The organism is Thalassobaculum litoreum DSM 18839, assembly GCF_900102465.1.
GTDB lineage: Bacteria > Pseudomonadota > Alphaproteobacteria > Thalassobaculales > Thalassobaculaceae > Thalassobaculum > Thalassobaculum litoreum.
Genome location: NZ_FNBW01000003.1, coordinates 120,725 through 144,305, shown reverse-complemented (window position 1 = coordinate 144,305; position 23,581 = coordinate 120,725). Strand labels below are relative to the sequence as shown.

Here is a 23,581-nt window from a genome sequence, read left to right as displayed (position 1 = left end):
GCGGAAACACCGTGCTGCTTCAGCTGACCGGCCGGGCAGATGCCGGAGAGTGTCACAACCAGCGGCACTTTCGGCGCCGCGCAGGCGAGGATCACCTCGCGGTCTGGCCTCGCAGGTGCGGCATCGATAGGATCGGCCGCTATCGCCTCTTCTTGACCAGATACGGATCCCGTCATGACTGACACCGACACGCCTGAATCCCTCGAGGAGCTGGTCGGCTTCAACGCCACGCTGGGTTTTCGCCTGGTCGAGTGGACGCCCGAGCACGCGATCATGGAGCTCGATATCCAGGAGCATCACCTGAACCGGTCGGGGGTGCTGCATGGCGGGGTGATGGCGACGCTGATCGACGCGGTCTGCGGCTATTGCGGGGTGTGGCGTCCGGCGGGCGAGCCGGCGGCCAAGGCGCTGACCCTGACGCTGACCACCAACTTCATGGGCCAGAGCCGCGAAGGCACGGTGCGGGCAAAGGCTGTGCGCAAGGGTGGCGGGCGCAAGATCTTCTTCGCCTGGGGAGAGGTCACCGACGCCGAGGGCAACGTGCTGGCCATGGGCGAAGGCTCGTACCGAATCCGCAGCAGCGATCCCTACAGCCAGTCCAGCGGGTAACGCCGCTTACGGGATCCGCTCGTCGATCTCTTCGGCGGCGCCGGCCTCGTCGTCGTAGCCGTGGCGGCTGGAATAGAACACCAGCGCCATCAGGCCGGCGGTCAGCCAGAATGTGAACAGCGCCCCGAGCCCCAGGGCCAGATAGCCGTGGATGCTCAGTGCCTGCCCGCCGCTCTGCTGCCAGCCCCACATCGCGGCAACCGCGAGAAGGGCGATGAGAATGCCGGACAGGCCGATCAGGAAAAGGGTAGCGCGCATGGGAACCTCCACCCGTAAGATGGTGCGGCCCCTCCCCGAGCGCCAGCTTTGCAGGCCACACGAGTTCGTGCACAAATAGACCGCCCGCGCCGGACGCATTCGGGACAGGACACGCCGGGGAACAGGAGGATGCCATGGCCACCGCGCTCACCGCCGACCAGATCGACGCCTTCAACCGGGACGGCTTCCTCGTCGTCGAGGATGCGGTCACGCCGGCCCAACTCGCCGCCCTGAAGGCCGACCTCGCCGGCTGGGTCGAGGAGAGCCGGGCCCATGACGAGCCGTTCGGGCCGGAGACGGTGGACGGACGCGCCCGCTTCGACATGGGGGCGGAGCACACGGCCGAGCATCCCGCCCTGCGCCGGGTCAACAACCCGTCTGACATATCGCCGGCCTATCTCGACGTCATGACCCAGGCCCGCACCGTGGATATGATCGCCGACCTGATCGGCCCGGACGTGAAGTTCCATCACTGCAAGATCAACGTGAAGCTGCCCGGCACGAAGACCGAGGTCGGCTATCATCAGGACTTCGCCTTCACCCCGCACACCAATGACGACGTGATCACCGCCCTGCTGATGCTGGACGACGTCACCGAGGAGAACGGCTGCCTGATGGTGGTGCCGGGCACCCATCGCGGGCCGATGCACAGCCTGTTCGAGAACGGCGTGTTCGTCGGCAAGATGCGGCCGGAGACCGAGGCGGAGATGAAGGCCCGCCAGGTGGCGGTGACCGGGCCTGCCGGCGCGGTCTGCCTGATGCATACCCGCCTCGCTCACGGCTCCGCCGCCAATGCCTCACAGCGGCCGCGCGGCCTGTATATCTGCGTCTACACCGCCGCCGACGCGGTGCCGATCGCCCGCAACCCGATGGCCAATCCGAACGAGGGCAAGATCGTGCGCGGCCAGGAGAGCCCGGTGGCCCGCATGATCCCGATCGAGGTGGAGCTGCCGAAGCAGCCGAAATCGGCCTCGTTCTTCACCGTGCAGGGCCAGGAGTCCCGCCGCGCCCAGGCCTGACCGCCCGCCCGGAAAGCCGTCCCCATGACCGTCGCCACCCGCCGGCTGGGCCGCACCGGCTGGACCGTGTCCGAACTCGGCCTCGCCTGTACCCGGCCCTGGTCCGGACGATGGATGGACGAGGCCTCGGCCATCGCGCTGATCCAACAGGCGGTGAAGCTCGGCATCACCGGCTTCCACACCGGACCCTGCTATGACGGGGTGCGAGCCCAGGAACGGCTGGGCAAGGCTCTGCGCACGCTGGGACCGGAGCGCGACCACCTCCTCATCTCCATCGGCGTCGGCACGGTGCGGCTGGGCCGCAGCCAGGTGATCCGCGACTTCTCCCCCGACACCGTCGAGCAGCAGGTCGCGGAGAGCCTGGACCGGCTCGGCCTGGACCGACTGCCCCTGGTCTGCCTCGACCGGCCGGAGAGCGCCTATCTGACCGACGACCTGATGGATACGCTCGCCGCCCTGAAGGGCGAGGGGGCCGCCGACCTCATCGGCGTCGCCGGCTCGCCGCAACAGATCACCGCCGGGCTCGTCGCGGCCCGGGGCACCGGGCTGATCGACGTGATCATGCCGGCCTACAGCCCGGCCGATCAGGACAGCGAGGCGATCATCGAGCAGGCCGCCCTGGACGGGCTGGGCGTGATCGCCACCGGCACGCTGGCCCGCATGAGCTTCGCCGAGATGGACGCCGACTGGTCGCTGCCGCGCACCTGGTGGCAGGCCAAGCGCCGCCTGACCGACCGGCTGGTCGCCGCCGGCCAAGTCGCCCGGGCGCAGCGCTGTCGGTTCCTGACCGCCGTGAAGGGCTGGAGCGCGGCCCAGGCCTGCCTCGGCTTCGTCCTGTCCCACCCGGACGTGCACAGCGCCGTCTTCGCCACCGCCGACCTCCGGCACCTGCACGAGAACGCGGCGGCCAGCGGCCGAGTCTTGCCGACCGAGGTGATCCGCCGCATCGTTTCCGCCCACCGCTGAGCCGACCCGCCAAGCCGCCCCCGCTTCATCCCGACCCGGATTCGTTCCGATCCAGTTTCATCGAGGAACCGCCCATGACCTGGTCCATCGTCGCCCGCGACCCGTCCAGCGGGCAGATCGGCATCGCCATCTCCTCCAGGGTGATCGCCGTCGGCGCGCTGTGTCCGATGTTCCGCGACGGCGTCGGGGCGCTGTCGTCGCAGTCCTATACCAGCCCGGTCGCCGGGGAACGGCTGCTGGAGGCGCTGGCGAACGGCACCGGCGGACAGACGGCGATCGGGCACGCGCTGACCGGCGACGACGGCCATATGTGGCGGCAGATCCACGGCGTCGACGCCGCCGGCCGCCCCTTCGCCCATACCGGCGCGCGCTGTATCGAGTGGTGCGGGCACTGGACCGGCGACGCGGTGTCGATCGCCGGCAATATGCTGGCCGGCCCGCAGGTGCTGGACGCGACGGTGGCGGCCTGGAACGCGGGGAGCGAGGCACAGCCCTTCGCCGACCGGCTGCTCGGCGCGCTGGAGGCGGGCCAGGCCGCCGGCGGCGACAAGCGGGGCCGGCAGTCGGCGGCGCTGATGGTGCGGGGCGGCGAGATCCATGCGGCGGTCGACCTGCGGGTCGACGAGCATCCCGACCCGGTTGCCGAGCTGCGCCGGGTGTTCGACCTGTTCTGGGCCGAGCGACGCCCCTACATGGCGACCCTGCCGACCCGCGAGAACCCCAGCGGCATCTACGATCCCGACGAGCGCGAGGCGTTCATCGCGGCGTGGAAGGCGCAGGAAGGCGCCCTCTAACACCTTTCCCTACCGTCCATCCTGACGGAAGTCAGGACCAAGCCACGGACGGTTCCGCAGCTTGATCCCGGATCAGGTCCGTGATCACGGCTTCGGGGGGCTGGGCCTCACGTCAGCGGCAGGTCGATCCACTTCTTGAAGCCCTTGGTCGCCCGGCAGTTCTCCATCCAGGCCTCCAGGTTCGGCATCGCCGGCCGGTCCGTGACCAGGGTGAGGAAGCGGTAGGCCTGAATGGCGACCGGGATATCGGCCATGGTCAGGTGGTCGCCCATGATGAACTTCCGGCCCTCAAGCCGCCTGTCGAGGATGGCGAAGACCGCGTTGCCCCTCTCGATTCCCGCCCCGATCGCCGCCATGTCGCGGTCGGCCTCGGCGGTGCGCACCAGGCCCCAGAAGACCGGTGTCATGAACGGCAGCACGGTGGTCTGCTGCCAGTCCATCCAGCGGTCGGCGTCGGCGTATTCCTGCGGGTCGGTCGGACAGAGCGTGCCCTTGCCGTGTTTGGCCGCCAGATAGCGGGTGCAGGCGTTCGACTCCCACAGCACGAAACCGCCGTCGATGATCGTCGGCACCACGCTGTTCGGGTTGAGGTCGGTATAGGCCTTGTCCTTGGTCTTGCCGAAAGGTCCGCCGTAATCCTCGCGCTCGAACGGAACGCCCAGCTCCTCGCAGACCCACAGAACCTTCTGGACGTTGGCCGAGTTCGCCCGGCCCAGGATCTTCAACATGCCTATCTCCCCTATGCGATCAGGCGATCACGCTGCGATGGCGCGCGTCCCATTCCTCCGGATTGGCAAGGAAGGAGCGCACCTCGGCAAGCTGCTCGCCGGTGTAACCGTGACGCTCGGCGACCGCCAGCACGTCCCACCAGGTGCACAGCCCGTGCAGGTCCACGCCCTTCTCCTTGAGCGTGGTCACACTCTGCGGAAACACGCCGTAATGGAAGACCACAAAACAGTGAGCGACCTGCATCCCCGCCTCGCGGATCGCGTCGATGAAGGAGATCTTGCTGCCGCCGTCGGTCGCCAGATCCTCGACCAGCAGAACCCGGGCGCCGTCGCGCACCTCGCCCTCGATCCGGGCGTTGCGGCCGAAGCCCTTCGGCTTCTTGCGGATGTAGAGCATCGGCAGGTCGAGCGCGTCGGCCATCCAGGCGGCGAAGGGGATGCCGGCCGTCTCGCCGCCGGCCACCATGTCGAACGCCTCGGCCCCGGCCAGCGCGGTGAGCTGCTCGACGCCCATCGCCATCAGCTTCCGTCGGGCGCGCGGGAAGGAGATGATCTTGCGGCAGTCCACATAGACCGGCGACAGCCGGCCCGAGGTGAAGGTGAACGGCTCCTCCGGGCGGATATGGATCGCCTGGATCTCCAGCAGGATGTCGGCGGCGGTCTCCGCGGGGGTACGACGCCAGTCAGGCGAGAGGGTGCCGGTCATGAAGGTTCTCCTGCAGGGATGGGGAGACCTTCTCTTACGCGCGCTCCGATCCAGCGTCCAGCATGGCCGATGCGACCACGCCCGCGTCGATCCGCTCGGCCGGAACATCCAGCACGATCACGCCCCGGCGCAGCACGATGGCCCGGTCGGCGATCGCCAGCGCCCGGGGCACCGCCTGCTCCGCCAGCACCACCGCCGCCCCCGACTCGGCGAGCCGGCGGATCGTGGCGAAGACATCGTCCAGCACCACCGGCGCCAGGCCGATGGAGGGTTCGTCCAGCAGCACCACCCTGGGCTCGGAAATGACCGCACGGGCGATCGCGAGCATCTGCTGCTGTCCGCCCGACAGGGTCCAGGCGGTCGCGTCCCGGCGCTCCTTCAGGACGGGAAACAGGGTGAAGATCCGCTCGAACGCGGCGGCCCGCTCGGCCGCGCCGCCCGTCGCCGCCACGTCGAGCGTCTCCGCCACCGTGAGACCCGCGAACAGGCGCCGACCCTCGGGGCACCAGCCGATCCCGGCGCGCACCCTCTGTTCGAGGCGCATGCCGGTGACGTCCTGGCCGTCGACGCGGATCGCCCCCGACGACAGCGGCTCGGCCCCGGCCAGGGCGCGGATCAGGCTCGACTTGCCGGCGCCGTTGGCGCCCATGACCGCAACCACCTCGCCCGACGCGCAGGAGAACGAGGCTTGGTCGACCGCCACGCCTTCGGCATGGGTCACGGTGACGCCGTCCAGTTCCAGGCGCTGGGTCATCAGGCGGCCTCTTCCCCGAGATAGGCGGCGACCACCGCCGGATCGGCGCGTACGGCATCGGTCAGGCCGGCGGCGAGCACCCGGCCGGCATCGAGACAGACCAGCCGGTCGGCGATCGGCAGCAGGAAGTCCATGCCGTGCTCGACCACGATCACCGCGACCCCCACGCCGGCGAGCGCGCGGAGCAGATCGGCGAGGTCGGCGCGTTCCGACGCGCTGAGACCGGAGGCCGGCTCGTCCAGCAGCAGGACGGTGGGCCCGGAGGCCAGGGCGCGGGCGATGTCCAGCCGCCGCCGGTCGGCGGGGCCGAGCTTCGCCGTCGCCACTCGGGCCTTGGCGGCGAGCCCGACCCGCTCCAGGGCGGCCATGCCTGCGGACTCCGTGGCGGCGACGGACACCGCGGACAGCACGTCCAGGCCGGCCGGGATCTCCGGATGCTGGAACCCGCGCGCCAGGCCGAGCGCGCTGCGGGCCCGGATCGACTGCGCCAGCAGCGGGATCGCGTCCAGCCGGACGATGCCGCCATCGGCGGTCTCCAGGCCGGTGACGATATTGAGCATGGTGGTCTTGCCGGAGCCGTTGGCCCCGATGATCCCGGTGATCTCGCCGGCGCGGGCGTCGAAACCGGCGCCGTCCAGCGCCTGTACGCCGCCGAACCGCTTGCCCAGCTTCTCGGCCCGCAGCACCGAGATCTTGCGGCCCCTCGCCCGGCGCGGTTCGGGCACGGGTCCCGGCAGGTCGGGCAGCACCCTGGCGACCAGCCCGTCGATGCCGGTCGGCAGCAGGATCACCGCGGCGAGCAGCATGATCCCATAGGCCAGCAGATAGGCCTGCTCCAGGCCGCGGAACACCTCCGGCAGCGGGACCAGGATGGCGGCGGCGATCACCGCGCCCCAGGCGCTGCCCCGGCCGCCGACCACGGCGATCGCCAGCAAGGTCACCATGACGTCGAACCGGGCCACGGCGGGCGAGACGACGCCGAGCCCGAGTGCCTGGAACCCGCCGGCGAACCCGGCCAGGGCACCGGCGACGGTGAAGACCAGGAGCCGGGCGCCGACCGGGTCGAGGCCGAGGGCCAGCCCGGCCAGCGGGGCGTCACGCAGGGTCGCAAGCCGTGCCGACCGGCCGGATGCCGTCACCCAGCCGAAGACGCAGAGCGCCAGCGCCACCCCGCCCCAGACCACGGCGAGCATCGGCCAGCCGGCGCTGAGATCGAGGCCGAGGACGGTCAGCGGCGGAATGCCGTACAGCCCGTTGGCCCCGCCGGTGATCTCCAGATTGGTGACGGCCAGCAGCACCAACTGGGCCAGGCCGAGGGTGGCCAGGGCCACGTAATGGGACTGCAGACGGGCGATCGGCACCGCCACCAGGGCTCCGGCCAGGGCCGGAACGACGACCGACAGGCCGAGCCCGGCCAGCGGCGGCCAGCCCCAGCGCACGGTCGCCAGCGCGAGGGCATAGGCGCCGACCGCGAACAGCGCCCCCTGGCTCAGTGCCAGCAGGCCCAGCCGCCCGAACACGAGCTGGAAGCCGATGGCGGCGATGGCATAGGTGCCGACCAGGGTGGCGATACGCATGGCGTAGTCGTCGCCCGTCGCGATCAGGACGCCGCCCGCCGCCAGCAGCAGCACCGCGTAGAGAATGGCGCGTCTGTTCACTGCGGTCTCATCTCAATGCCGCCTCATCCCGGATAGCTCATGCCCGGCGCCCCTCGGCCTCGCCGAACAGGCCCTGGGGCCGCAGCATGAGCAGAGCCAGCACCCCCAGATACAGCAGCGCCTCGGCCACCAGATAGGAGACGGCGGCGGCGACCAGCACCTCGAAGACGGCGATGAACAGGGCGGCGAGCGCGGCGCCCCAGATCCGGCCCCAGCCGCCGACGACCACGGCGATATACGCCTTCAGCATGAAGGTCGCGCCGTCCGTCGGCGTGACGAAATACTGGTGCGACAGCAGCAGCCCCGCCCCGCCGGCCAGCGCCCCGGCCAGCGCGAAGGTGGCGCCGACGGTGATCCGCAGGTCGATGCCGCAGGCCCGCGCCATCTCCGGATCCTGGGCGGCCGCCCGCAGCCGGCGCCCGAAACGGGTCCGGTGCAGCAGGATGTGGACGGCGGCGCAGAGCACGCCGGCCACCGCGATGGTCGCGAGCTGCTGATAGGACAGCGCCGCGCCGAGCAGCTCGACCATCCCGCCGCCGACCAGGGCCGGCCCCACCCGCGGCTGCGGGCCGGCGCCCAGCGCGATCGCATGCTGCAGGATCAGGCCGACGGCGATGGTCGAGATGAAGACCGAGACCGGCGGCGCGCGGCGCAGGGGCACATAGGCCACCCCCGCCAGCGCCAGGCCGGCGATCGCCATGACCAGCAGCACCCCCGGCAGGACGACAAACCCGGGAAGCGGCACTCCCTCCGGCAGGAGAATCGCCAGTGCGACTGCCGCGAATCCGCCGGCCATCACCAGATCGCCATGGGCGAAATTGACCGCGCCCACGGCATTGATGATCAGCACAAAACCCAATGCCGTCAGTGCGTAAGCCGAGCCGAGTGCCAGGGCCGTTGCCAGGAGCTGGAGCGACGTTTCCACCATCGTCGCATTATATCAGCGCGGGGACGCTCAGCGGATACCGTTAACATTGTCGTAGCGCTTCTTTACCGCAGGCACCCGGCTGCGGCCGTCGAAACACAGGATGATGGCGTCATGGGCCATGTTGCCGGTGCCGTCGGACACGTATTCCATTGCGAGACCCTGGTAGCGGTGGCCGGCCAGCCAGTCCTTCACCTCCGGCCCCGTCCGGGCGCCGTCGGCCAGGGCGGCGAGCACCATGTTCATGCCGTCATACTGGGCCAGGGCGAACGCATCCGGCTCGACCTCGAAGCGGGTCCGGTAGGCCTCGGCGAAGGCGGCGAGTTCCGGGCTGCTTTCGGAGACCGGCGACGACGCGCTCTCGGCACAGACACCCGCCAGGGCGGCCGGCTCCACCAGCGCGGCGGTGGTCGGCTGGTGCAGGGCCGAACCGGCGACGATCCGGCCCTCGAACCCGCGTTCATGGGCCTGGCGCACGGCCAGCGCCGTCGGTCCCGAATGCAGCTGCAGCAGGAGTCCGTCCGCCCCGGCCGCCGCGACCCGTTCCAGAGCCGGCACGAAGTCCTTGATGCCCGGATCGATCGCCTCCTCCAGAACCGGCTCGACCCCGAGCCCGGCCAGGACGCGGACCAGCTCGGCCCGCCCGCTCTGGCCGTAGGCGGTGGTCTGGTAGAGGATCGCCGGCTTCTCCATACCGAGCTCCTCGACCGCGTAGCGCGCCTGGGCCACCTTCACCACCGCGTCGGTCGGGAAGAAGCGGAACACCACGTCATGGCCGAGTTCCGTCAGCTTGGCTGTCCCGGACACCGTAATCAGCGGCACGTCGGCCCGGTCGGCGATCGGCGCCATGGCCAGCATCTGGGTCCCGAAGATCGGTGCCGCGATGGCGACGGGGTTCTGCCGGTCGAGCGCCCGGCGCAGGGCAGTGACGGCGACCTCCGGCGAGGTGGCGGTATCGGCCACGTCATAGGTGACGGTCACCCCGTCCGGCGGATTGTCCAGCGCCAGCAGCGCCCCGTTGCGCTGGGCGGTGCCCTCCAGCGCCAGGAAGCCGGTGATCGGCACCAGGACGGAGACCGCCAGCGGGTCGGCGGCCCTGGCGGGCTGCACCGCGCCGGCGAGGACCGCCACGGCGGCGCCCAGGGTCATCAGGGATCGGACGAAGGTCAAAGGCATAGCGTCTCACTCCTCCGGGTCCGTTGCCGGGGAGGGATCGAGCGTTCGGCGTTCTCGAAGCAAGGAAAATCGACAACCGCCGTGACGACTCCCTCCGCCGGCGCGACCCGGTTCAGGTTCGATGGGTTTGATCTCAGCCCCCAGTGAGGAGGCACCCCAGCATCACGCCATGACCATGGGCCTTGGCCCGGTTCGTGTCAAATCACACAATGCGTGCACTTGAACATCATTATTCTCTTTTTTATCGTTCATCGGTCGGGTGCGGTTTCCATACGTTGTTTGGCGACCGCTGGGTTGGGGGACCGCGACATGAAGATGGACACACCGCAAACTTTGCGTATGCCGCCGGACGGGCCCATTCAGGGACCGTCCAGGCGCCAACAATCCATCGCCCGGTTTCTCACCATGCTTCTGCTCGGCCTGGCCCTGCAGAGTGCCGACCCATTCAACTTTCTGACGTACACCGAACGCAAGACGCTCGACCTGTTCAGTTTCGTGATGGGGCCGGAACTCCGCTCGGATTGGAACGAGGAGATGGCGGTGGTGCTGATCGATGACGTCTTTGTCGAGAACCACTCCCAGTGGCCAATGCCCTATATCGACCACGCCCGCGTCCTGAAGAAGATCCTCACTTTCGAGCCCCGGGCGGTGTTCATTGATCTGCTGTTCGCGAAGGACAAGGACGTCAAAGGTATTGTGCCGCTTATACTCGTCCTCAACGAGTACAAACGTAAGAATATCAGCGTCTTCGTCACGTCGGCCGAATCCAGATCCGGGATGCTGCCGCAGATCGCCAATCTTGTGACGCCGGTCACCACCCGCGTGACCCGGGACGAGATCGACTATCAGGATTATCGGCTGTGGCGACAAAGCTCGATGACCAATCAGGCGCCGGCCAACGCTCTGATCGAGTCCTACTGCGAGCGGACGCCGGCCGATCCGGCTAGGCACGCGATCTGGGGCGAGGCCTGCAACCGGCTCCTGGAACAAAGAGAACTCAACCTGCACGCCGACCCGATGCTGCTGCTTTGGGGCACCCGCGAGGCTGAGGCCAATCAGAACGCCTTCAAATGTAATCCAAAGGTCGGCGAAGACTGGCAGCGCCAAGTGGTCAACTGGTTCTCGCTGGAGCCGGAGGACACGCTGCAGCGGTGCCCGCGCTATCCCACGCTACTTCTGGACAACCTGCTGGGCGGCTTTCCCGACGACAAGCTCGCGGAATATCTGGGCGACAAGGTCGTGCTCTACGGACCGGAGATCGAGGGCGCGACGGTCTGGACCACGCCCCCCACCCACGAGGCTCTGTCGGCCACGTATACCCATGCCACAGCGCTGGAGAACCTGCTCATTTACGGCAATGGCTATTTCGTGAAGGACAAGAAGGTCCTGGGGGTCAGTCTCCAGTTTTTATTCGAACTGGCGATCTGGGTAATGCTCTGCCTGATCGTCGCATTCGGCCGCAACGCCGTCTCCTCCGTAGCACCCGGTCCGAACAACACGATCGCCTATCGCTTCCTGTTCGACCTCTCATCCTTCGTGTTGCTCAACGCCGTCGGGATTCTGCTGACGGTCGTCCAGGTCACCGCCTTCAACATCGCTCCGGCGAATCTGCTCGGCATCATTGCGATCGTCTTCGCCATCTCATCCGTGCACAACTCCCAGTACTTCTCCTACCTGGAGGAACGCCTGCAGGTTCTCGTGCGCGCACTGACCGTTCTGCCCCAGCAACCGCAACGCAATCGTCCGTGATAGCTGCCACAGCACGGCCTACCAGGAGGAAATTCACATGACAGGACACTGGAACAGACGGGCCGCAATCCTGCTGCTCATGGGAACCGTCGGAGTCGGGCTGGTGCCCGGATCCGCAGCCGGCGAGCAGGTTATGATCAGCAAGCTGCTCAGCAACGATCTGCCGCTCTACCAGCCGGAAACCATGAGCGAGATCAAACGTCTTTCGGCCTCGGCGGCGAGCGCAAAATTCCCACTGCCCGCCAGCCTCAACGACATCGGCATGTACGATGCCACGATCGACGGGACCCTGTACTGGATCAACCCGGCGGACGTGGTCACGTCAGCAGCGGCCGACCTGAAAGAACGCTGCCATGCCAATGCCGGAACCCAAGCGAGTTCGTCGACGGCCCGCGCCTTCGGCAGTGGTTGCCAATGACCGCCCCGCGCGCATCCGCACTCGTCCTGTGCGCGATGCTGACCTCGGTCCTTCCGATCGGAACGGCCGCGGCGGACCCCAGCGATCCGGGAGAGAACAACCGTGTGACCACGCGGGAAATCGGTCGCGACCGGCTCTTTGCCGTCTTCGACAGCCATTACGGTGAGATAAAGGCCCGACCGGAGGCGATGCGCCAACGACTCACCGCCGATCGTCGGGCCATGGAAAAGGAGGGTCACGTCTTCCTGAAGGCCTCGAAGGGCAACGCCTTCCTGAATGACCTGGTCTCTCAATGTCTGACCAAGGTGGGGCCGCGCCCCAACCTGCCATTCCAGGTCAATATGGTGGCCTCATGGGACAAGGAAGGCAAACCGGCCAAGGCGATCCTAGCCAATCGGAGCGGGCTGATCCTGATCTCGGTGGCGACGCTCCAGAGCGTGAAGCACGTGGACGAGATCGCCTTCCTGCTGGCCCATGAATACGGTCACGTGGCCATGCAGCATCCCCGGAGCCCGCAAGAATACGAGAAGATGCTCGACGACGACGCCTCCGACGGCGCCAAGCTGTCCGCCCAGGCGATCGCCGCCCTCGCGGGCGAAGGGATCGGCAAGAACATGCTGCTACGCCGGCATGAGGACCACGCCGATTTCTATGGCTTCGATGCGATGCGTGCCTGTTCCTACAACCACACCGCCGCCAATCAGGTCCTGCAGTCGATCGGCGACTGGGACCTCGAGAAGGGCATCTTCGAACGCCAGAAGGAGCTGGAGGGCGAGATGTCGAGCAAGGAAAATGTCGAAAAGGGCGGCCTCGGCAGCATCTTCACCGGACTGGGCAAGGCCTTCGCCCTCGGCGCGGAGGCGATCACCCATGGCGAGACCAAGGATACCCGGCCAAGCGCCGACCGCCGGCAGCTCCTGAATTTCTACGACCAGGAATATTATGGCGGTGCGGTGAAGTTCGACTTCCCCGCCTTCCGCAGCCGCAACGCGAAATGGACGGCCTATAAGGAGACCAGCGAATGGCGGTCTCTTGTCTCCAAGTATGGAGGCTCGTCCGGACGCTGACGCCGGAGCGCCGAACTGGCCGGCACAAACCTATCCCGCACCGGCCAGTTCGCCGATACTCGCCCCATGCTGCGCGAGGCGATCGATTGGCTGCTGACCCCGTCCCTGCCCCTGGCCCGCCGGTCGGGGCATCTGGGGGAGTTCGTGGCGATCGCCGCGCGCCGGCGGCGCAACGCCGCGGCCTGGGACGGCCATGAAGCACGGTCGCGGGCGGCCGTGCTGCGGGCCGCCGGAGCCGCCGATCCCGCCGGCACCGCCCTGATCCTCGGCGCCGGCCATGTCAACGACGTGCCGCTGGAGGCCCTGTCGGACCGGTTCCGCGCCGTCATCCTAGTGGATCTCGCCTTCGCCCGTGTCACACGGCGGCGCGCCCGACGGCTCGGCAATGTGGTCTGCCACCCCCATGACGTGACCGAGAGCCTGGGCGCCCTGGCCGAGATCCGCCAGCCCGCCGCCTGGCTGGACGACCCGTCCGTCTCCTTCGTCGCCTCGGTCAACCTGATCTCCCAGCTCGCCACGGTCGCCAGCCGACACCGCGACGACACCGAGGGCGAGCGGATCGCCCGGGCCCTGGCCGAGGCGCATCTGCGCTGGCTGACGCGCTTCGCCTGCCCGACCTGCCTCATCGCCGACCGGGAGGTCGAGATCGTCGACCGGGATGGTACCGTCACCGCCACCCTCGACCCCAACAAGGGAGCCCGCCTGCCCGACGCGGACGAGGAATGGATCTGGGACATCGCCCCGCGCGGCGAGGTAGACCGCCGCTTCGCGGTCCGCCACAAGGTGATCGCGATCGATCGCGTAAACCGCTGACCAGCCATGCGAAAATCATCATTGTGACGGATCGCGGAATGCCCGAAGAACCGCGTGTCGATGCCGGCCGTCTTGGCTGATGCGCCGGCCGGTCCAGGAGCTTATCCTACCTCGATGAACCACCTTCGCGCGGAGACCGCCTCCGCCCCGGACATGCGTCCGGCCACCATCGCCGACATACCGGCGCTTCTCGAGATCGAAGCCGCCTGCTTCGACAGCGACCGGCTGACCCGTCGCAGCTTCCACCGCATGCTGACCCGGGCCAAGGCGAGCCTGTTCGTCGCAGAGACCGCCGGCGGCAAGATCCTGGGCTACGGTCTCGTCCTGTTCCATGCCGGGACGGCGCTGGCCCGGCTGTATTCGATCGCGGTGCGTCCCGAGGCGGCCGGCGCCGGCGTGGGGACCGCCCTGATCGAGCATGCGGAGACCGTCACCCGCGAGCACGACTGCGTCGCCCTGCGGCTGGAGGTGCGGGCCGACAACGCCGCCGCCATCGCCCTGTACGAGCGGCTCGGCTACAGACGGCTGCGGGTCCTGCCGCATTACTACGAGGATGACGGCGACGGCTGGCGCTACGAGAAGCGGCTGCACTGGGTGCCGGGCGCCAACGGCCCGCAGATCCCCTACATCCACCAGACCACGGAGTTCACCTGCGGCCCCGCCAGCCTGATGATGGCGATGGCGGCGCTGAAGCCGGGCTCGGTCCCCGACCCGGACGAGGAACTGCGGATCTGGCGCGAGGCCACGACCATCTTCATGACCTCCGGCCATGGCGGCTGCGGCCCGCGCGGCCTGGCGCTCGCCGCCCATCACCGCGGCTTCCGCGCCTGGGTCTGCATCAGCCAGGAGGGCACCCTGTTCATCGACACCGTGCGCTCGCCGGTCAAGAAGCAGGTGCTCCAGCGGGTGCAGACGATGCTGAGCAAAGACCTGAACCAGGCCGGCGTGCCGGTGGACGTCACCCGCACCACGCCGGACGACCTGGAGCAGGCGATCATCGACGGCTGGATCCCCCTGCTGCTGGTCAGTTCCTACCGGTTCAACGCCGAGAAGGCCCCCCATTGGGTCGTGGTCACCGGGGTCGACGACCGGTTTATTATGGTCCACGACCCGGATATGGACGAAGACCTGTTGAAATCGGACATGGATTGCACCCATGTGCCGATACCGAGATCGGCCTTCACCTCCATGACGCGGTTCGGGCGGTCGCGTCTGCAGGCGGTGGTCTACATCGCGAACGGAGAAGCGTGAGTGACACAGCCCGTCGTTCTGATTGACCGGCCGAGCGATCTGCCGACCGCGCCCGAAGGGCTGCGTGTGGTGGCCACCTCCGACTACCTCACCGATCCGAAATCCGCCGGCAAGGGGCCGGTGCGGATCATCAACCTGTCCCGCGATCTGGTCTATCTCGGCCGGGGATACTACGCCTCGCTGCTGGCCGACGCGCGCGGGCACAAGGTGCTGCCGACGGCCGCGACCATCCTGGCGCTGAAGGACCGGGGGCGCGTGTGGTCCGGCGTTCGGGCGGTGGAGCGGGTGCTGCTGCGCGCCCTCTCCCGCATCAAGGAGGCCCCGGAGGCCTCCTTTTCCATCGACGTCTATTTCGGCCGCACCCAGGACGCGCGCTTCGCCCGGGTCGCCCGCGAGGCGTTCGACCGGTTCCGCGCCCCGATCCTGCGCGTCAAGGTGACCCTGGACGCCACCTGGGGCTTCTATGTCCGCGCCGTCAGCCAGCGCACCGTCGACGAGCTGCGGGCCGACGAGCACGACACCTTCGCCGCCGCGCTCGACGCCCATACCAGGCGCGAGTGGCGCGACCCGTCGGCCAAGCGGCCGGTGCGCCACACCCTGGCCGTCCTGATCGACCCCAAGGAGGCGATGCCACCCTCCGATCCCAAGGCGCTGGACGCTTTGGAGCGGGTCGGCGCGCGCATGGGCGTGTCGGTGGAGCGGATCCGCACCCGCGACTATGCCCGGCTGTCCGAGTTCGACGCCCTGTTCATCCGCATGACCACCGCGCTGGACAACCCGACCTGGCGCTTCGCCCGCAAGGCCGAGGACGAAGGCATGCCGGTGATCGACGACCCGACCTCGATGCTGCGCTGTACCAACAAGGTGTACCTGGCGGAAACGCTGCTGGCCAAGGGCGTGCCGGCACCGAAGACCCTGATCCTGGACGCCAAGGGTCTGACCAAGGCGGCGGACGAGTTGGGCTTTCCGATCGTCCTGAAGATCCCCGACGGCTCGTTCTCCCGCGGCGTGTTCAAGGCGGAGAACCCGTCGGAGCTGAAAAAAATCGCCAAGAGCCTGTTCGCCGACAGCGACCTGATCCTGGCCCAGGAATTCATGCCGACGGATTTCGACTGGCGGGTCGGCGTGCTGGACGGCCAACCGCTCTTCGTCTCCCAGTACAAGATGGCGCCGAAGCACTGGCAGATCTACAACCACGGTGCCACCGGTCGCGGCAAATCCGGCGGTTTCGCCACCTTCTCGGTGCAGGACACCCCGAAGGACGTCATCGATGTGGCGATGAAGGCCGCCAACCTGATGGGCAGCGGTCTGTACGGCGTCGACCTGAAGCAGAACGACCGCGGCGTCTTCGTGGTCGAGGTCAACGACAACCCGAACATCGACCAGGGCGTGGAAGACAAGGTGCTCAAGGACAAGCTCTACGAGCGGCTGATCGACAGCTTCATCACCCGCATACGGGCGCGGTAGTTCGACGTCTACCTCTTCCCCCCTCCCCGGCCCTGTGCCGGGGAGTGCGCAGTTGTTTCGTGGAAGCCCGCTCTTGCCCTCCACCTTCGCTGCGGCCACCATCGCGGCCCGATCAAATCAAGAAACCATCCCGGAGACGCCCGTGGCCCGCTATACCGTTCTCACCCCCGACGCCCAGCACGACGACGACCATCGGGTCGAGCGCGAGGTGGCCGGCGGCGATGTCGACTTCATCCACTACACGACGGCGGACGCCTCGGACATTCCGGACGAGACCTGGGAGAAGGTGGACGCCCTGCTGGTCTGGCACGTGCTGCCGATCGACCAGCGGGTGCTGTCGCGGCTGAAGAACTGCAAGATCATCGTGCGCTGCGGCGTCGGCTTCGACCATATCGACCTGGCCACAGCCGGGGGCGCCGGCATTCCGGTGTCGAACTGCCCGGATTACGGCACCAACGAGGTGGCCGACCACGCCATCGCCATGATGCTGACCTTCACCCGAGGGATGACCGCCTATCACCGCACCATGACCGCCGACCCGACCGGCAACTTCCACTGGAAGCACGGCGAGCCGCGTCGCATCCGGCACAAGACCTTCGGCGTGGTCGGCTTCGGGCGGATCGGCACCGCCGCCCTGCTGCGGGCCAAGGCCTTCGGCATGCACATCGTCGGCTACGACAAATACGCCCCGCGCGGCCAGGAGATCGCGCTGGAGATCGAGCGGGTAGAGAGCCTGGAGGAGGTGCTGGAGCGGGCCGACGTCCTCAGCATCCACACCCCGCTGACCGAAGAAACCAGGGGCATGATCGACGCCGCCGCGCTCAAGCGGATGAAGTCGGACGCCATCCTGATCAACACCGCGCGCGGCCCGATCGTCGACACCGCGGCTCTGATCGACGCCCTGCGCAACAACGAGATCGCCGCCGCCGGGCTCGACGTGCTGCCGGTGGAGCCGGCGAGCATGGACGACCCGCTGGTCAAGGCCTTCGCCGAGCAGCCGAACTGGCTCAAGGATCGGCTGATCCTCACCCCGCATGCCGCCTTCAACAGCGCCGCCGGCCGCTACGACGCGCGGGCGAACTCGACCAGGACGATGATGCGCTACCTGGAGACCGGCGAGCTGTGGAACTGCGTCAACGGCGCGTTTCTGAAGGCTTGAACGCGCCCTCCAGGGGCAGTTGCTCGGAATAGACCAGGATCTGGGACACCGTCGTCCCATCCTCGGAGAACGGGAGCAGGATGGTGTCCTCATGGACCGGCCTGCTCCTGTCGTCGAGAAAGGTGACCCGGTCGTAGATCGGGCACTTGGCCTGACGCACCGCCTCGTAATGGGCCAGCGCATTCTCCAGGGATTCCGCGTAGAATCCCTCCTCGACCAGGCGTCCCGTGGGGTTGTGTCCGCGATTGGCGACCTCGATGCCGCCGACGACCCGGTAGCGGAAGATCCCGGCGCCGTCTGAGCGGACCCCCTCCACGTCGATCAGCAGAAGGCGCGGCAGCAGCCGCGGCACATCCATCGGATCGAAATCCACCCGGCTGGGCATGGCCCGGGTGCCACGCTTGTCGTTCCAATAGGTGACCAGCGTCCGGATCGCAGCGACCACGGACACCGGCAGCTCGTCCAGCGTACCCGCGCCCAACTTCTCCAACAGATCCTCCGCCGCCCAACCCGTCACACCCAACGGCGCAGGAATAGTGGGGGCGCCGGTGACCCCGGTCAACTCGACCCTCTCCAGGGCTCGGAACGGGATGGCGACCCGCTGCGGGCGTGCGTAGACTGGGGGCTACAGAGACGATGATCCGGAGCCGCCCCATGCCCATGTCCGCCGCCGAACGCGCCCTGCGCCAGGAGGTGATCGACACCTGCATCAAGATGAACGCCCTGGGCATCAACCAGGGCACATCCGGCAATGCCAGCGTGCGGGTGTCCGAGGACCCGGCGGACGGGTTCTTCATCACCCCGTCCTCGATCCCCTACGAGGAGATCGCGCCGGAAGACGTCGTCACGATGAAGCTGGACGGCACCCATTCCGATAACCGGCGGCCGTCGAGCGAGTGGCGCTTCCATCTGGACATCATGCGCGCGCGGCCCGACTGCGGCGCCATCGTCCATACCCACGGCATGTTCGCCACCACGTTGGCCTGCCTGCGCATGGAGATCCCGGCCTTCCACTACATGATCGCCCAGGCCGGCGGTTCGACCATCCGCTGCTCCGACTACGCGACCTTCGGCACCCAGGAACTGTCGGACACCGCCCTGGAGGCGCTGGAGGGCCGCAAGGCCTGCCTGCTGGCCAATCACGGCATGATCGCCATCGGCCCCAATCTGAAGAAGGCGCTGGCGCTCGCGGTGGAGGTCGAGACCCTGGCCGCCATGTACTGGCGCACCCTGCAGGTCGGCAAACCGGTGATCCTGCCCGACGACGAGATCGCTCGAGTCGGCGAGAAGTTCGGAACCATGGGCTACGGCGCGGTCGATGCCCAGAAGGACGCCCAGAAGAAGGTAGGTACGGCATGAGCACGACTGGCGCCAACGCCACCCTAGAGGCGGCCTATTCCGAGGCGGCGGAACGGTTCACCGCCGCCAATCCCAAGAGTGCGGCGATCCAGGAGCAGGCGCTCGCCGCCATGCCCGGCGGCAACACCCGCACCGTTCTGCACTACCACCCCTATCCGCTGCGCTTCGCCCGCGGCGAGGGCTGCCGGCTGTGGGACGTCGACGGGCACGAGTATGTCGACTTCCTCGGCGAGTACACCGCCGGGCTGTACGGCCACAGCGAGCCGGTGATCCGCGACGCCATCAAGCAGGCGGCCGATGACGGCTGGGTGCTGGGCGGGCCGACCCTGCTGGAGGCGCGGATGGCGGAGACGGTGGTCAACCGCTTCCCGGCGCTGGAGCGGGTGCGCTTCACCAATTCCGGCACCGAGGCCAACCTGATGGCGCTGGCAACCGCCCGCGCCCATACCGGCCGCGACCGGGTGATGGTGTTCAAGGGCGCCTATCACGGCGGGGTGCTGTACTTCTCCGGCTCACCGCTGAACGCGCCCTTCGACTACGTCATGGGCGACTACAACGACGCCGAGGGCAGTGCCGCGCTGATCCGAGAGCAGGGCGACCGGCTCGCCGCCGTGCTGGTCGAGCCGATGTCGGGCTCCGGCGGCTGCCTGCCAGGCTCCGGGGCCTTCCTGCAGGCGCTGCGGGACGCGACGCGGGAGACCGGCGCGCTGCTGATCTTCGACGAGGTGATGACCTCGCGCCTGTCGCCGACCGGCCTGCACGGGCTGCTCGGGATCACCCCGGACCTGCTTAGCCTCGGCAAGTATGTGGGGGGCGGGTTGAGCTTCGGCGCCTTCGGCGGCCGCGCCGACATCCTGGCCAAGTTCGATCCCCGCCAGCCCGGCGCCTGGCCCCATGCCGGGACCTTCAACAACAACGTCTTCACCATGTCCGCCGGGCTTGCCGGGCTGACCCATGTCTACACGCCGGAGCGGGCGGTCTCCCTCAATGCCGACGGCGACGCCCTGCGCGCGCGCCTGCAGACGGCGATCGACGACCGCGGCCTGCCTTTGGCGATGACCGGGCGCGGCTCGATGATGGCGTTGCATGCCGGGCGCACAGCGCCCACATCTCCGCCGGAGGCGGCACAGCGCAACCGGCGGCTGGTCGACCTGATGCACCTGGACCTGATCCATGGCGGCATCTACACCGCGCGCCGGGGCATGATGGTGCTGTCGCTGCCGATGGACGCCGCGGCGTTCGACACTCTGGCCGCGGCGTTCGAGGAGTTCCTGGACAGCCGCCGGGGCGTGATCGAGGCGGCGCTGACGGAGGAGAGCGTGGCATGAGGGAGCTTGCGGCATGAGCCTGTTCGCACGACTTGCCCGGGAAGCGGTACGACGGGCCGCTTCCGATCCCCGCCTGCGGGCCAAGGCCGCCGAGATCGCCGGCGAGGCCGCCCGCCGCGCCCGGCCGACCGTGGAGAATGCCGGCCGCCATATCGTCGAGACCGCCCGCGAGACGTCCAGCAGCGGCAGTTTCGCCGACGATCCGATCGGCTACGCCCGCCGCTTCCGCGCCAAGCTGCTGCCGCCGGAGGATGACCGCTCGCGGTGATCCACAGGCTTGGTTTCCGAATAGATTTTAACGCCGATGCCTCGCCGTACTTTCAGAACGAGAATCCAACTCCCCGTTCTGGAGTGAAATTTGCGATTCACCCTCGTATATGCCATATACATCGCAGGCCAACTGCGGATGTCATGGCACCATGATCAGCGGGTTACTCGCGCCGATCTGGAATTCCCATATCGCCAGCCCGGACAAGGTCCGGATCGCCGGCGACGGCAGCGGTGTGTCCAATGAGCCAAGCCAGAAACCTCTGGTCACGGGTCGCCCGGCAGGAGAAGTGGCCGAGATGGATTCGGTCCAGCGTCTCGAGTACCTCCGCGAACTCGGCCGCGCCGCGCTGAACCGTCAACGCGGCAAGGTCATCGATATCCTGTCCTGACCGCTCACGCCCGCCTAGCGCAGATCGTGCGGTGACGGGATCACTTCGTGATCGCGTCAGCGTGCGTGACTCTGCTCCATCTCATTGTTTTAGAGCCAAATCCGAGGCTTCTCCCCCAAGAACTCCCGACGCGGCCTGGCCGGTAAGAAGTCACTTGAAATGACTTCGATAGAAATTATATAAAATTATCTGAAAATATGATTTTATATATGGGAGCCGGCTCATCGGGCTCCCGGAACGCAGCAGACGCGACCCAGAGAGACAGCACGGGAGCAACGGTCATGGCGATCGGCCCCACAGGATTGCCGGTATTCCCTCCGGTCGACGGACAGCGGGGGGCGGTCACCGACGCGACGGAGCGTCGGAACGACGCCCGTGCGTCCCGCGCCGGCGCCGAGCGGCCGCCGGAGACCGCCATCGCCGAGCCGCTGGACGAAGCGGAGCGGCGCCAGTTCGACCTGGAGCGCACGGCCGATCAGGTGCGTCTCCTCAATCCGAACGCGCCGCGCGGCACCATCCTGAACATCATGGTGTGAGAGACGCCTACCCTCGGGGGTAGGCCATCAGCCAGGCCACCGCCTCGCGCTCGCTCAGGAACACCGCGGTGGAGCCCGGGACCGACCGGTTGCGATAGAATGCCCAGAGCGTCGCGATATCCCGATCGATCTCGCTGCCGACGAGCGCCGCCGCCGGCTCGGCGATCCCGTCGAACCCCGTTCCCCGCTCGGCCTCCATCGCCTTGAAATCCTCGCCCGTGAGTTCGCTCACGTCGGCATTTCGGGCATCGATCAGCACCCGAGCCTGGCCGTACGCGGCATCGACCGACCGCCGGGCGGCGCGGGCCTTCAGAAAGACCTCAAGGGTTACGCGCCCAAAATACCGCACGACGAAGAGCCGGCGTTCGGAATCATAGGTCCAGTCCAGATCAGCCATCCCGGCTCCGTCGGGGCGCTCTCCCCAGAACGCCCCGTGTGTCGGTTATCCGCAACTCGGCGGTCAGCCACAAGTGTCTTCCGACAATCAGTCGTCGCCGGCGACAAGTTGCGGCTCGGTCCAGCCATAGGCCTCCCGCGCCGCGGCCTCGCTGACGAAGCCGTCGCGCACGTCGATGGCCAGGGTCGCCGGATCGCGGTCGGCCGGACTGCCCAGCCCGCCGCCGCCCGGCATCTCCAGCACCAGCGTATCGCCCGCCGGGATCGTCTGGCGCCCCTTGCCCTGAAGCTTCGGGCCGGACTTCAGGTAGATCTTGCCGGTCTGCCCGTTGGCACCGCCGTTGCGGCCGCGCGGCGGATGGATCACCCGGTCGAACATGGAGGAGATGGCGAAGGGCTTGCCGTCGGCATGGGCGATCTCCATCACCTGGCCCGTGCCGCCGCGATAGGTGCCGGCACCGCCGGAATCCGTGCGGTACTCCTTCTTCCAGAAGATCAGCGGGGCGATGGTCTCGTTCACTTCCACCGGCGTGTTGCGCACGCCCGAGGGGAAGGAGGTGGCGTCCATGCCGTCCTTGCCCGGCCGCGCGCCGGTGCCGCCGGTATGGAAGGTGTTCATGGCGAAGGGCCGGCTGTCGCCGTAATCGCCGTCGACGATCCCGCGGCCGCCGAGCAGCACCGGGTTCCACAGGCAGCTCGTGCCTTCGGCCGGGACCTTGTCCGGGATGATGTGGTTCAGGCAGCCGAGCATGACGTCCGGCAGCATCTGGCCGATGACGTGGCGCGCGGCCACCGCGCAGGGCGGTGGGGCGTTCAGGATCGAGCCTTCGGGTGCGGTGATCCGGATCACGCCGAGGGAGCCGGCGTTGTTCGGGATCGAGCCGCCGATCACGCAGCGCACGCCGAAGCTGGCATAGGCCTGGGTATAGGTCAGCGGCACGTTGATGCCGTAGCGCGAGGTGCCCGAGGTGCCGTCGAAGTCGATGTCGATGCCGTCCTCGGAGACGGTGAGGGAGCCGACCAGGTCGACCTCGCTCTCGAACCCGTCGATCCGCATGGAGTTGCGATAGGTGCCCTTGGGCAGCTTGCCGATCTCCTCCAGCATCCCGGCGCGGGAGCTCTCGATGATGTGGCGGCCGAGCTCGCCGAGATCGGTCATGCCGAACTCGCGCATCATCTCCACCAGCCGGCGCCCGCCGACCTCGTTGCAGGCCATCAGCGAGTAGATGTCGCCTTCCACCTCGATCGGGTTGCGGACATTCACCTTGATCAGGTGCAGCAGGCCGCGATCCACCTCGCCCTCGCGGGCCAGCGGCATGATCGGGATGTTGATCCCCTCTTCGTAGACCTGCCGGCCGTCCGGACCGAAGCCGCGGCCGCCGATATCCACCACGTGGGAGGTGCAGGCGAACAGGCCGACCGGCTTGCCGTCCAGGAAGGTCGGGGTGACGACGGTGATGTCGTTCAGGTGGCCGGTGCCCTTCCACGGATCGTTGGTGATGTAGACGTCGCCGTCCTTCATCGTGTCGATCGGGTAGACCTCCAGGAAGAAACAGACCGAAGCCGCCATGGCGTTCACGTGGCCGGGGGTGCCGGTCACCGCCTGGGCCAGCATCTGGCCGTCGGTGTCGAACACGCCGGCGGAGATGTCGCCGGCCTCCCGCGCGGAGGTGGAGAAGGCCGTGCGCACGAGGGTCTGGGCCTGCTCCTCGACGACGGAGAGCAGACGGTTCCACTGGATCTGGATGTGGATCTGGTCGAGGGCCGAACGGTTGGTGCTCATGGT

The 23,581-nt window shown here is 68.1% G+C and carries 26 protein-coding genes and 1 riboswitch; of the genes, 16 read left to right on the top strand and 10 right to left on the bottom strand.

The window, feature by feature from the left end; genetic code table 11:
- The first annotated feature begins 174 nt into the window (after nt 1-174).
- On the top strand, nt 175-609 hold the full coding sequence (locus tag BLS34_RS05870) for a PaaI family thioesterase (RefSeq protein WP_028795591.1): 435 nt from the start codon (nt 175-177) through the stop codon (nt 607-609).
- A gap of 6 nt (nt 610-615) precedes the next feature.
- On the opposite strand, the gene BLS34_RS05865 is transcribed toward BLS34_RS05870, so the two are convergent.
- Nucleotides 616-867 (bottom strand): hypothetical protein, encoded by a 252-nt coding sequence (locus tag BLS34_RS05865; RefSeq protein ID WP_093148887.1) that lies wholly within the window; start codon nt 865-867, stop codon nt 616-618.
- Between the two features lie 134 nt (nt 868-1,001).
- On the opposite strand from BLS34_RS05865, the gene BLS34_RS05860 reads away from it, so the two are divergent.
- The 3 genes from BLS34_RS05860 to BLS34_RS05850 all read left to right on the top strand — a co-directional run bounded on the left by BLS34_RS05860 (nt 1,002) and on the right by BLS34_RS05850 (nt 3,646).
- The gene (locus tag BLS34_RS05860; RefSeq protein ID WP_093148885.1) at nt 1,002-1,886 is read left to right on the top strand and encodes a phytanoyl-CoA dioxygenase family protein; all 885 of its coding nucleotides are present in this window, start codon (nt 1,002-1,004) and stop codon (nt 1,884-1,886) included.
- Between the two features lie 24 nt (nt 1,887-1,910).
- Nucleotides 1,911-2,852, top strand: coding sequence for an aldo/keto reductase (locus BLS34_RS05855; protein WP_093148883.1), 942 nt, complete (start codon nt 1,911-1,913; stop codon nt 2,850-2,852).
- Nucleotides 2,853-2,926: 74 nt separating this feature from the next.
- A complete protein-coding gene (locus BLS34_RS05850; protein WP_093148881.1) occupies nt 2,927-3,646 on the top strand; it encodes a DUF1028 domain-containing protein in 720 nt (239 codons plus the stop codon).
- A 107-nt stretch (nt 3,647-3,753) separates the two neighbouring features.
- On the opposite strand, the gene BLS34_RS05845 is transcribed toward BLS34_RS05850, so the two are convergent.
- From BLS34_RS05845 to BLS34_RS05820, 6 genes are read right to left on the bottom strand one after another with little or no spacing between them, the layout of a single operon-like run.
- Nucleotides 3,754-4,374 (bottom strand): glutathione S-transferase family protein, encoded by a 621-nt coding sequence (locus tag BLS34_RS05845; protein ID WP_093148879.1) that lies wholly within the window; start codon nt 4,372-4,374, stop codon nt 3,754-3,756.
- Between the two features lie 19 nt (nt 4,375-4,393).
- Complete coding sequence (locus tag BLS34_RS05840; RefSeq protein WP_093148876.1) at nt 4,394-5,080, bottom strand: orotate phosphoribosyltransferase; 687 nt, start codon at nt 5,078-5,080, stop codon at nt 4,394-4,396.
- Nucleotides 5,081-5,114: 34 nt separating this feature from the next.
- Entirely contained in the window at nt 5,115-5,834 is a 720-nt protein-coding gene (locus tag BLS34_RS05835) for an ABC transporter ATP-binding protein (RefSeq protein ID WP_093148873.1), read from the bottom strand.
- Nucleotides 5,834-7,492 (bottom strand): branched-chain amino acid ABC transporter ATP-binding protein/permease, encoded by a 1,659-nt coding sequence (locus BLS34_RS05830; RefSeq protein WP_093148870.1) that lies wholly within the window; start codon nt 7,490-7,492, stop codon nt 5,834-5,836. The genes BLS34_RS05835 and BLS34_RS05830 overlap by 1 nt, the downstream gene beginning before the upstream one ends.
- 37 nt (nt 7,493-7,529) lie before the next feature.
- Nucleotides 7,530-8,420, bottom strand: a complete 891-nt coding sequence (locus BLS34_RS05825; RefSeq protein ID WP_028795599.1) for a branched-chain amino acid ABC transporter permease — start codon at nt 8,418-8,420, stop codon at nt 7,530-7,532.
- Nucleotides 8,421-8,447: 27 nt separating this feature from the next.
- Nucleotides 8,448-9,593 (bottom strand): ABC transporter substrate-binding protein, encoded by a 1,146-nt coding sequence (locus BLS34_RS05820; protein ID WP_215906046.1) that lies wholly within the window; start codon nt 9,591-9,593, stop codon nt 8,448-8,450.
- A gap of 71 nt (nt 9,594-9,664) precedes the next feature.
- A riboswitch (TPP riboswitch) is annotated at nt 9,665-9,762 on the bottom strand.
- 140 nt (nt 9,763-9,902) lie between these two features.
- On the opposite strand from BLS34_RS05820, the gene BLS34_RS05815 reads away from it, so the two are divergent.
- The 7 genes from BLS34_RS05815 to BLS34_RS05785 all read left to right on the top strand — a co-directional run bounded on the left by BLS34_RS05815 (nt 9,903) and on the right by BLS34_RS05785 (nt 17,517).
- Nucleotides 9,903-11,342: a CHASE2 domain-containing protein gene (locus BLS34_RS05815; RefSeq protein WP_093148868.1), complete on the top strand. Its 1,440-nt coding sequence runs from the start codon at nt 9,903-9,905 to the stop codon at nt 11,340-11,342.
- A gap of 37 nt (nt 11,343-11,379) precedes the next feature.
- Entirely contained in the window at nt 11,380-11,760 is a 381-nt protein-coding gene (locus BLS34_RS05810) for a hypothetical protein (protein ID WP_093148865.1), read from the top strand.
- 104 nt (nt 11,761-11,864) lie between these two features.
- Complete coding sequence (locus BLS34_RS05805; RefSeq protein ID WP_139189116.1) at nt 11,865-12,827, top strand: M48 family metalloprotease; 963 nt, start codon at nt 11,865-11,867, stop codon at nt 12,825-12,827.
- Between the two features lie 66 nt (nt 12,828-12,893).
- Complete coding sequence (locus BLS34_RS05800) at nt 12,894-13,640, top strand: hypothetical protein (RefSeq protein WP_093148860.1); 747 nt, start codon at nt 12,894-12,896, stop codon at nt 13,638-13,640.
- Nucleotides 13,641-13,754: 114 nt separating this feature from the next.
- Complete coding sequence (gene rimI, locus BLS34_RS05795; protein ID WP_051245013.1) at nt 13,755-14,891, top strand: ribosomal protein S18-alanine N-acetyltransferase; 1,137 nt, start codon at nt 13,755-13,757, stop codon at nt 14,889-14,891.
- Entirely contained in the window at nt 14,892-16,358 is a 1,467-nt protein-coding gene (locus tag BLS34_RS05790) for a RimK family protein (protein ID WP_028795606.1), read from the top strand.
- 142 nt (nt 16,359-16,500) lie between these two features.
- Nucleotides 16,501-17,517 carry a C-terminal binding protein gene (locus BLS34_RS05785; RefSeq protein WP_093148858.1) on the top strand — a complete coding sequence of 339 codons (1,017 nt, stop codon included), beginning with the start codon at nt 16,501-16,503 and terminating at the stop codon, nt 17,515-17,517.
- Here BLS34_RS05785 and BLS34_RS05780 read toward each other — a convergent pair.
- Nucleotides 17,492-18,007 carry a PAS domain-containing protein gene (locus BLS34_RS05780; protein ID WP_175474116.1) on the bottom strand — a complete coding sequence of 172 codons (516 nt, stop codon included), beginning with the start codon at nt 18,005-18,007 and terminating at the stop codon, nt 17,492-17,494. The genes BLS34_RS05785 and BLS34_RS05780 overlap by 26 nt on opposite strands.
- Before the next feature lie 164 nt (nt 18,008-18,171).
- On the opposite strand from BLS34_RS05780, the gene BLS34_RS05775 reads away from it, so the two are divergent.
- The 5 genes from BLS34_RS05775 to BLS34_RS05755 all read left to right on the top strand — a co-directional run bounded on the left by BLS34_RS05775 (nt 18,172) and on the right by BLS34_RS05755 (nt 21,399).
- A complete protein-coding gene (locus tag BLS34_RS05775) occupies nt 18,172-18,876 on the top strand; it encodes a class II aldolase/adducin family protein (protein WP_342739480.1) in 705 nt (234 codons plus the stop codon).
- A complete protein-coding gene (locus tag BLS34_RS05770; protein WP_093148854.1) occupies nt 18,873-20,204 on the top strand; it encodes an aspartate aminotransferase family protein in 1,332 nt (443 codons plus the stop codon). Before BLS34_RS05775 ends, BLS34_RS05770 begins: the two co-directional genes overlap by 4 nt.
- Before the next feature lie 13 nt (nt 20,205-20,217).
- Nucleotides 20,218-20,472 (top strand): hypothetical protein, encoded by a 255-nt coding sequence (locus tag BLS34_RS05765; RefSeq protein ID WP_028795610.1) that lies wholly within the window; start codon nt 20,218-20,220, stop codon nt 20,470-20,472.
- Nucleotides 20,473-20,623: 151 nt separating this feature from the next.
- Nucleotides 20,624-20,863 carry a hypothetical protein gene (locus tag BLS34_RS05760; RefSeq protein WP_028795611.1) on the top strand — a complete coding sequence of 80 codons (240 nt, stop codon included), beginning with the start codon at nt 20,624-20,626 and terminating at the stop codon, nt 20,861-20,863.
- Between the two features lie 281 nt (nt 20,864-21,144).
- Nucleotides 21,145-21,399 carry a hypothetical protein gene (locus BLS34_RS05755; protein ID WP_093148851.1) on the top strand — a complete coding sequence of 85 codons (255 nt, stop codon included), beginning with the start codon at nt 21,145-21,147 and terminating at the stop codon, nt 21,397-21,399.
- A 7-nt stretch (nt 21,400-21,406) separates the two neighbouring features.
- On the opposite strand, the gene BLS34_RS05750 is transcribed toward BLS34_RS05755, so the two are convergent.
- Both BLS34_RS05750 and BLS34_RS05745 read right to left on the bottom strand, forming a co-directional pair.
- Nucleotides 21,407-21,796, bottom strand: a complete 390-nt coding sequence (locus BLS34_RS05750) for a hypothetical protein (protein ID WP_093148848.1) — start codon at nt 21,794-21,796, stop codon at nt 21,407-21,409.
- Between the two features lie 87 nt (nt 21,797-21,883).
- Nucleotides 21,884-23,578, bottom strand: a complete 1,695-nt coding sequence (locus BLS34_RS05745; protein ID WP_211228962.1) for a hydantoinase B/oxoprolinase family protein — start codon at nt 23,576-23,578, stop codon at nt 21,884-21,886.
- Nucleotides 23,579-23,581: the final 3 nt, after the last annotated feature.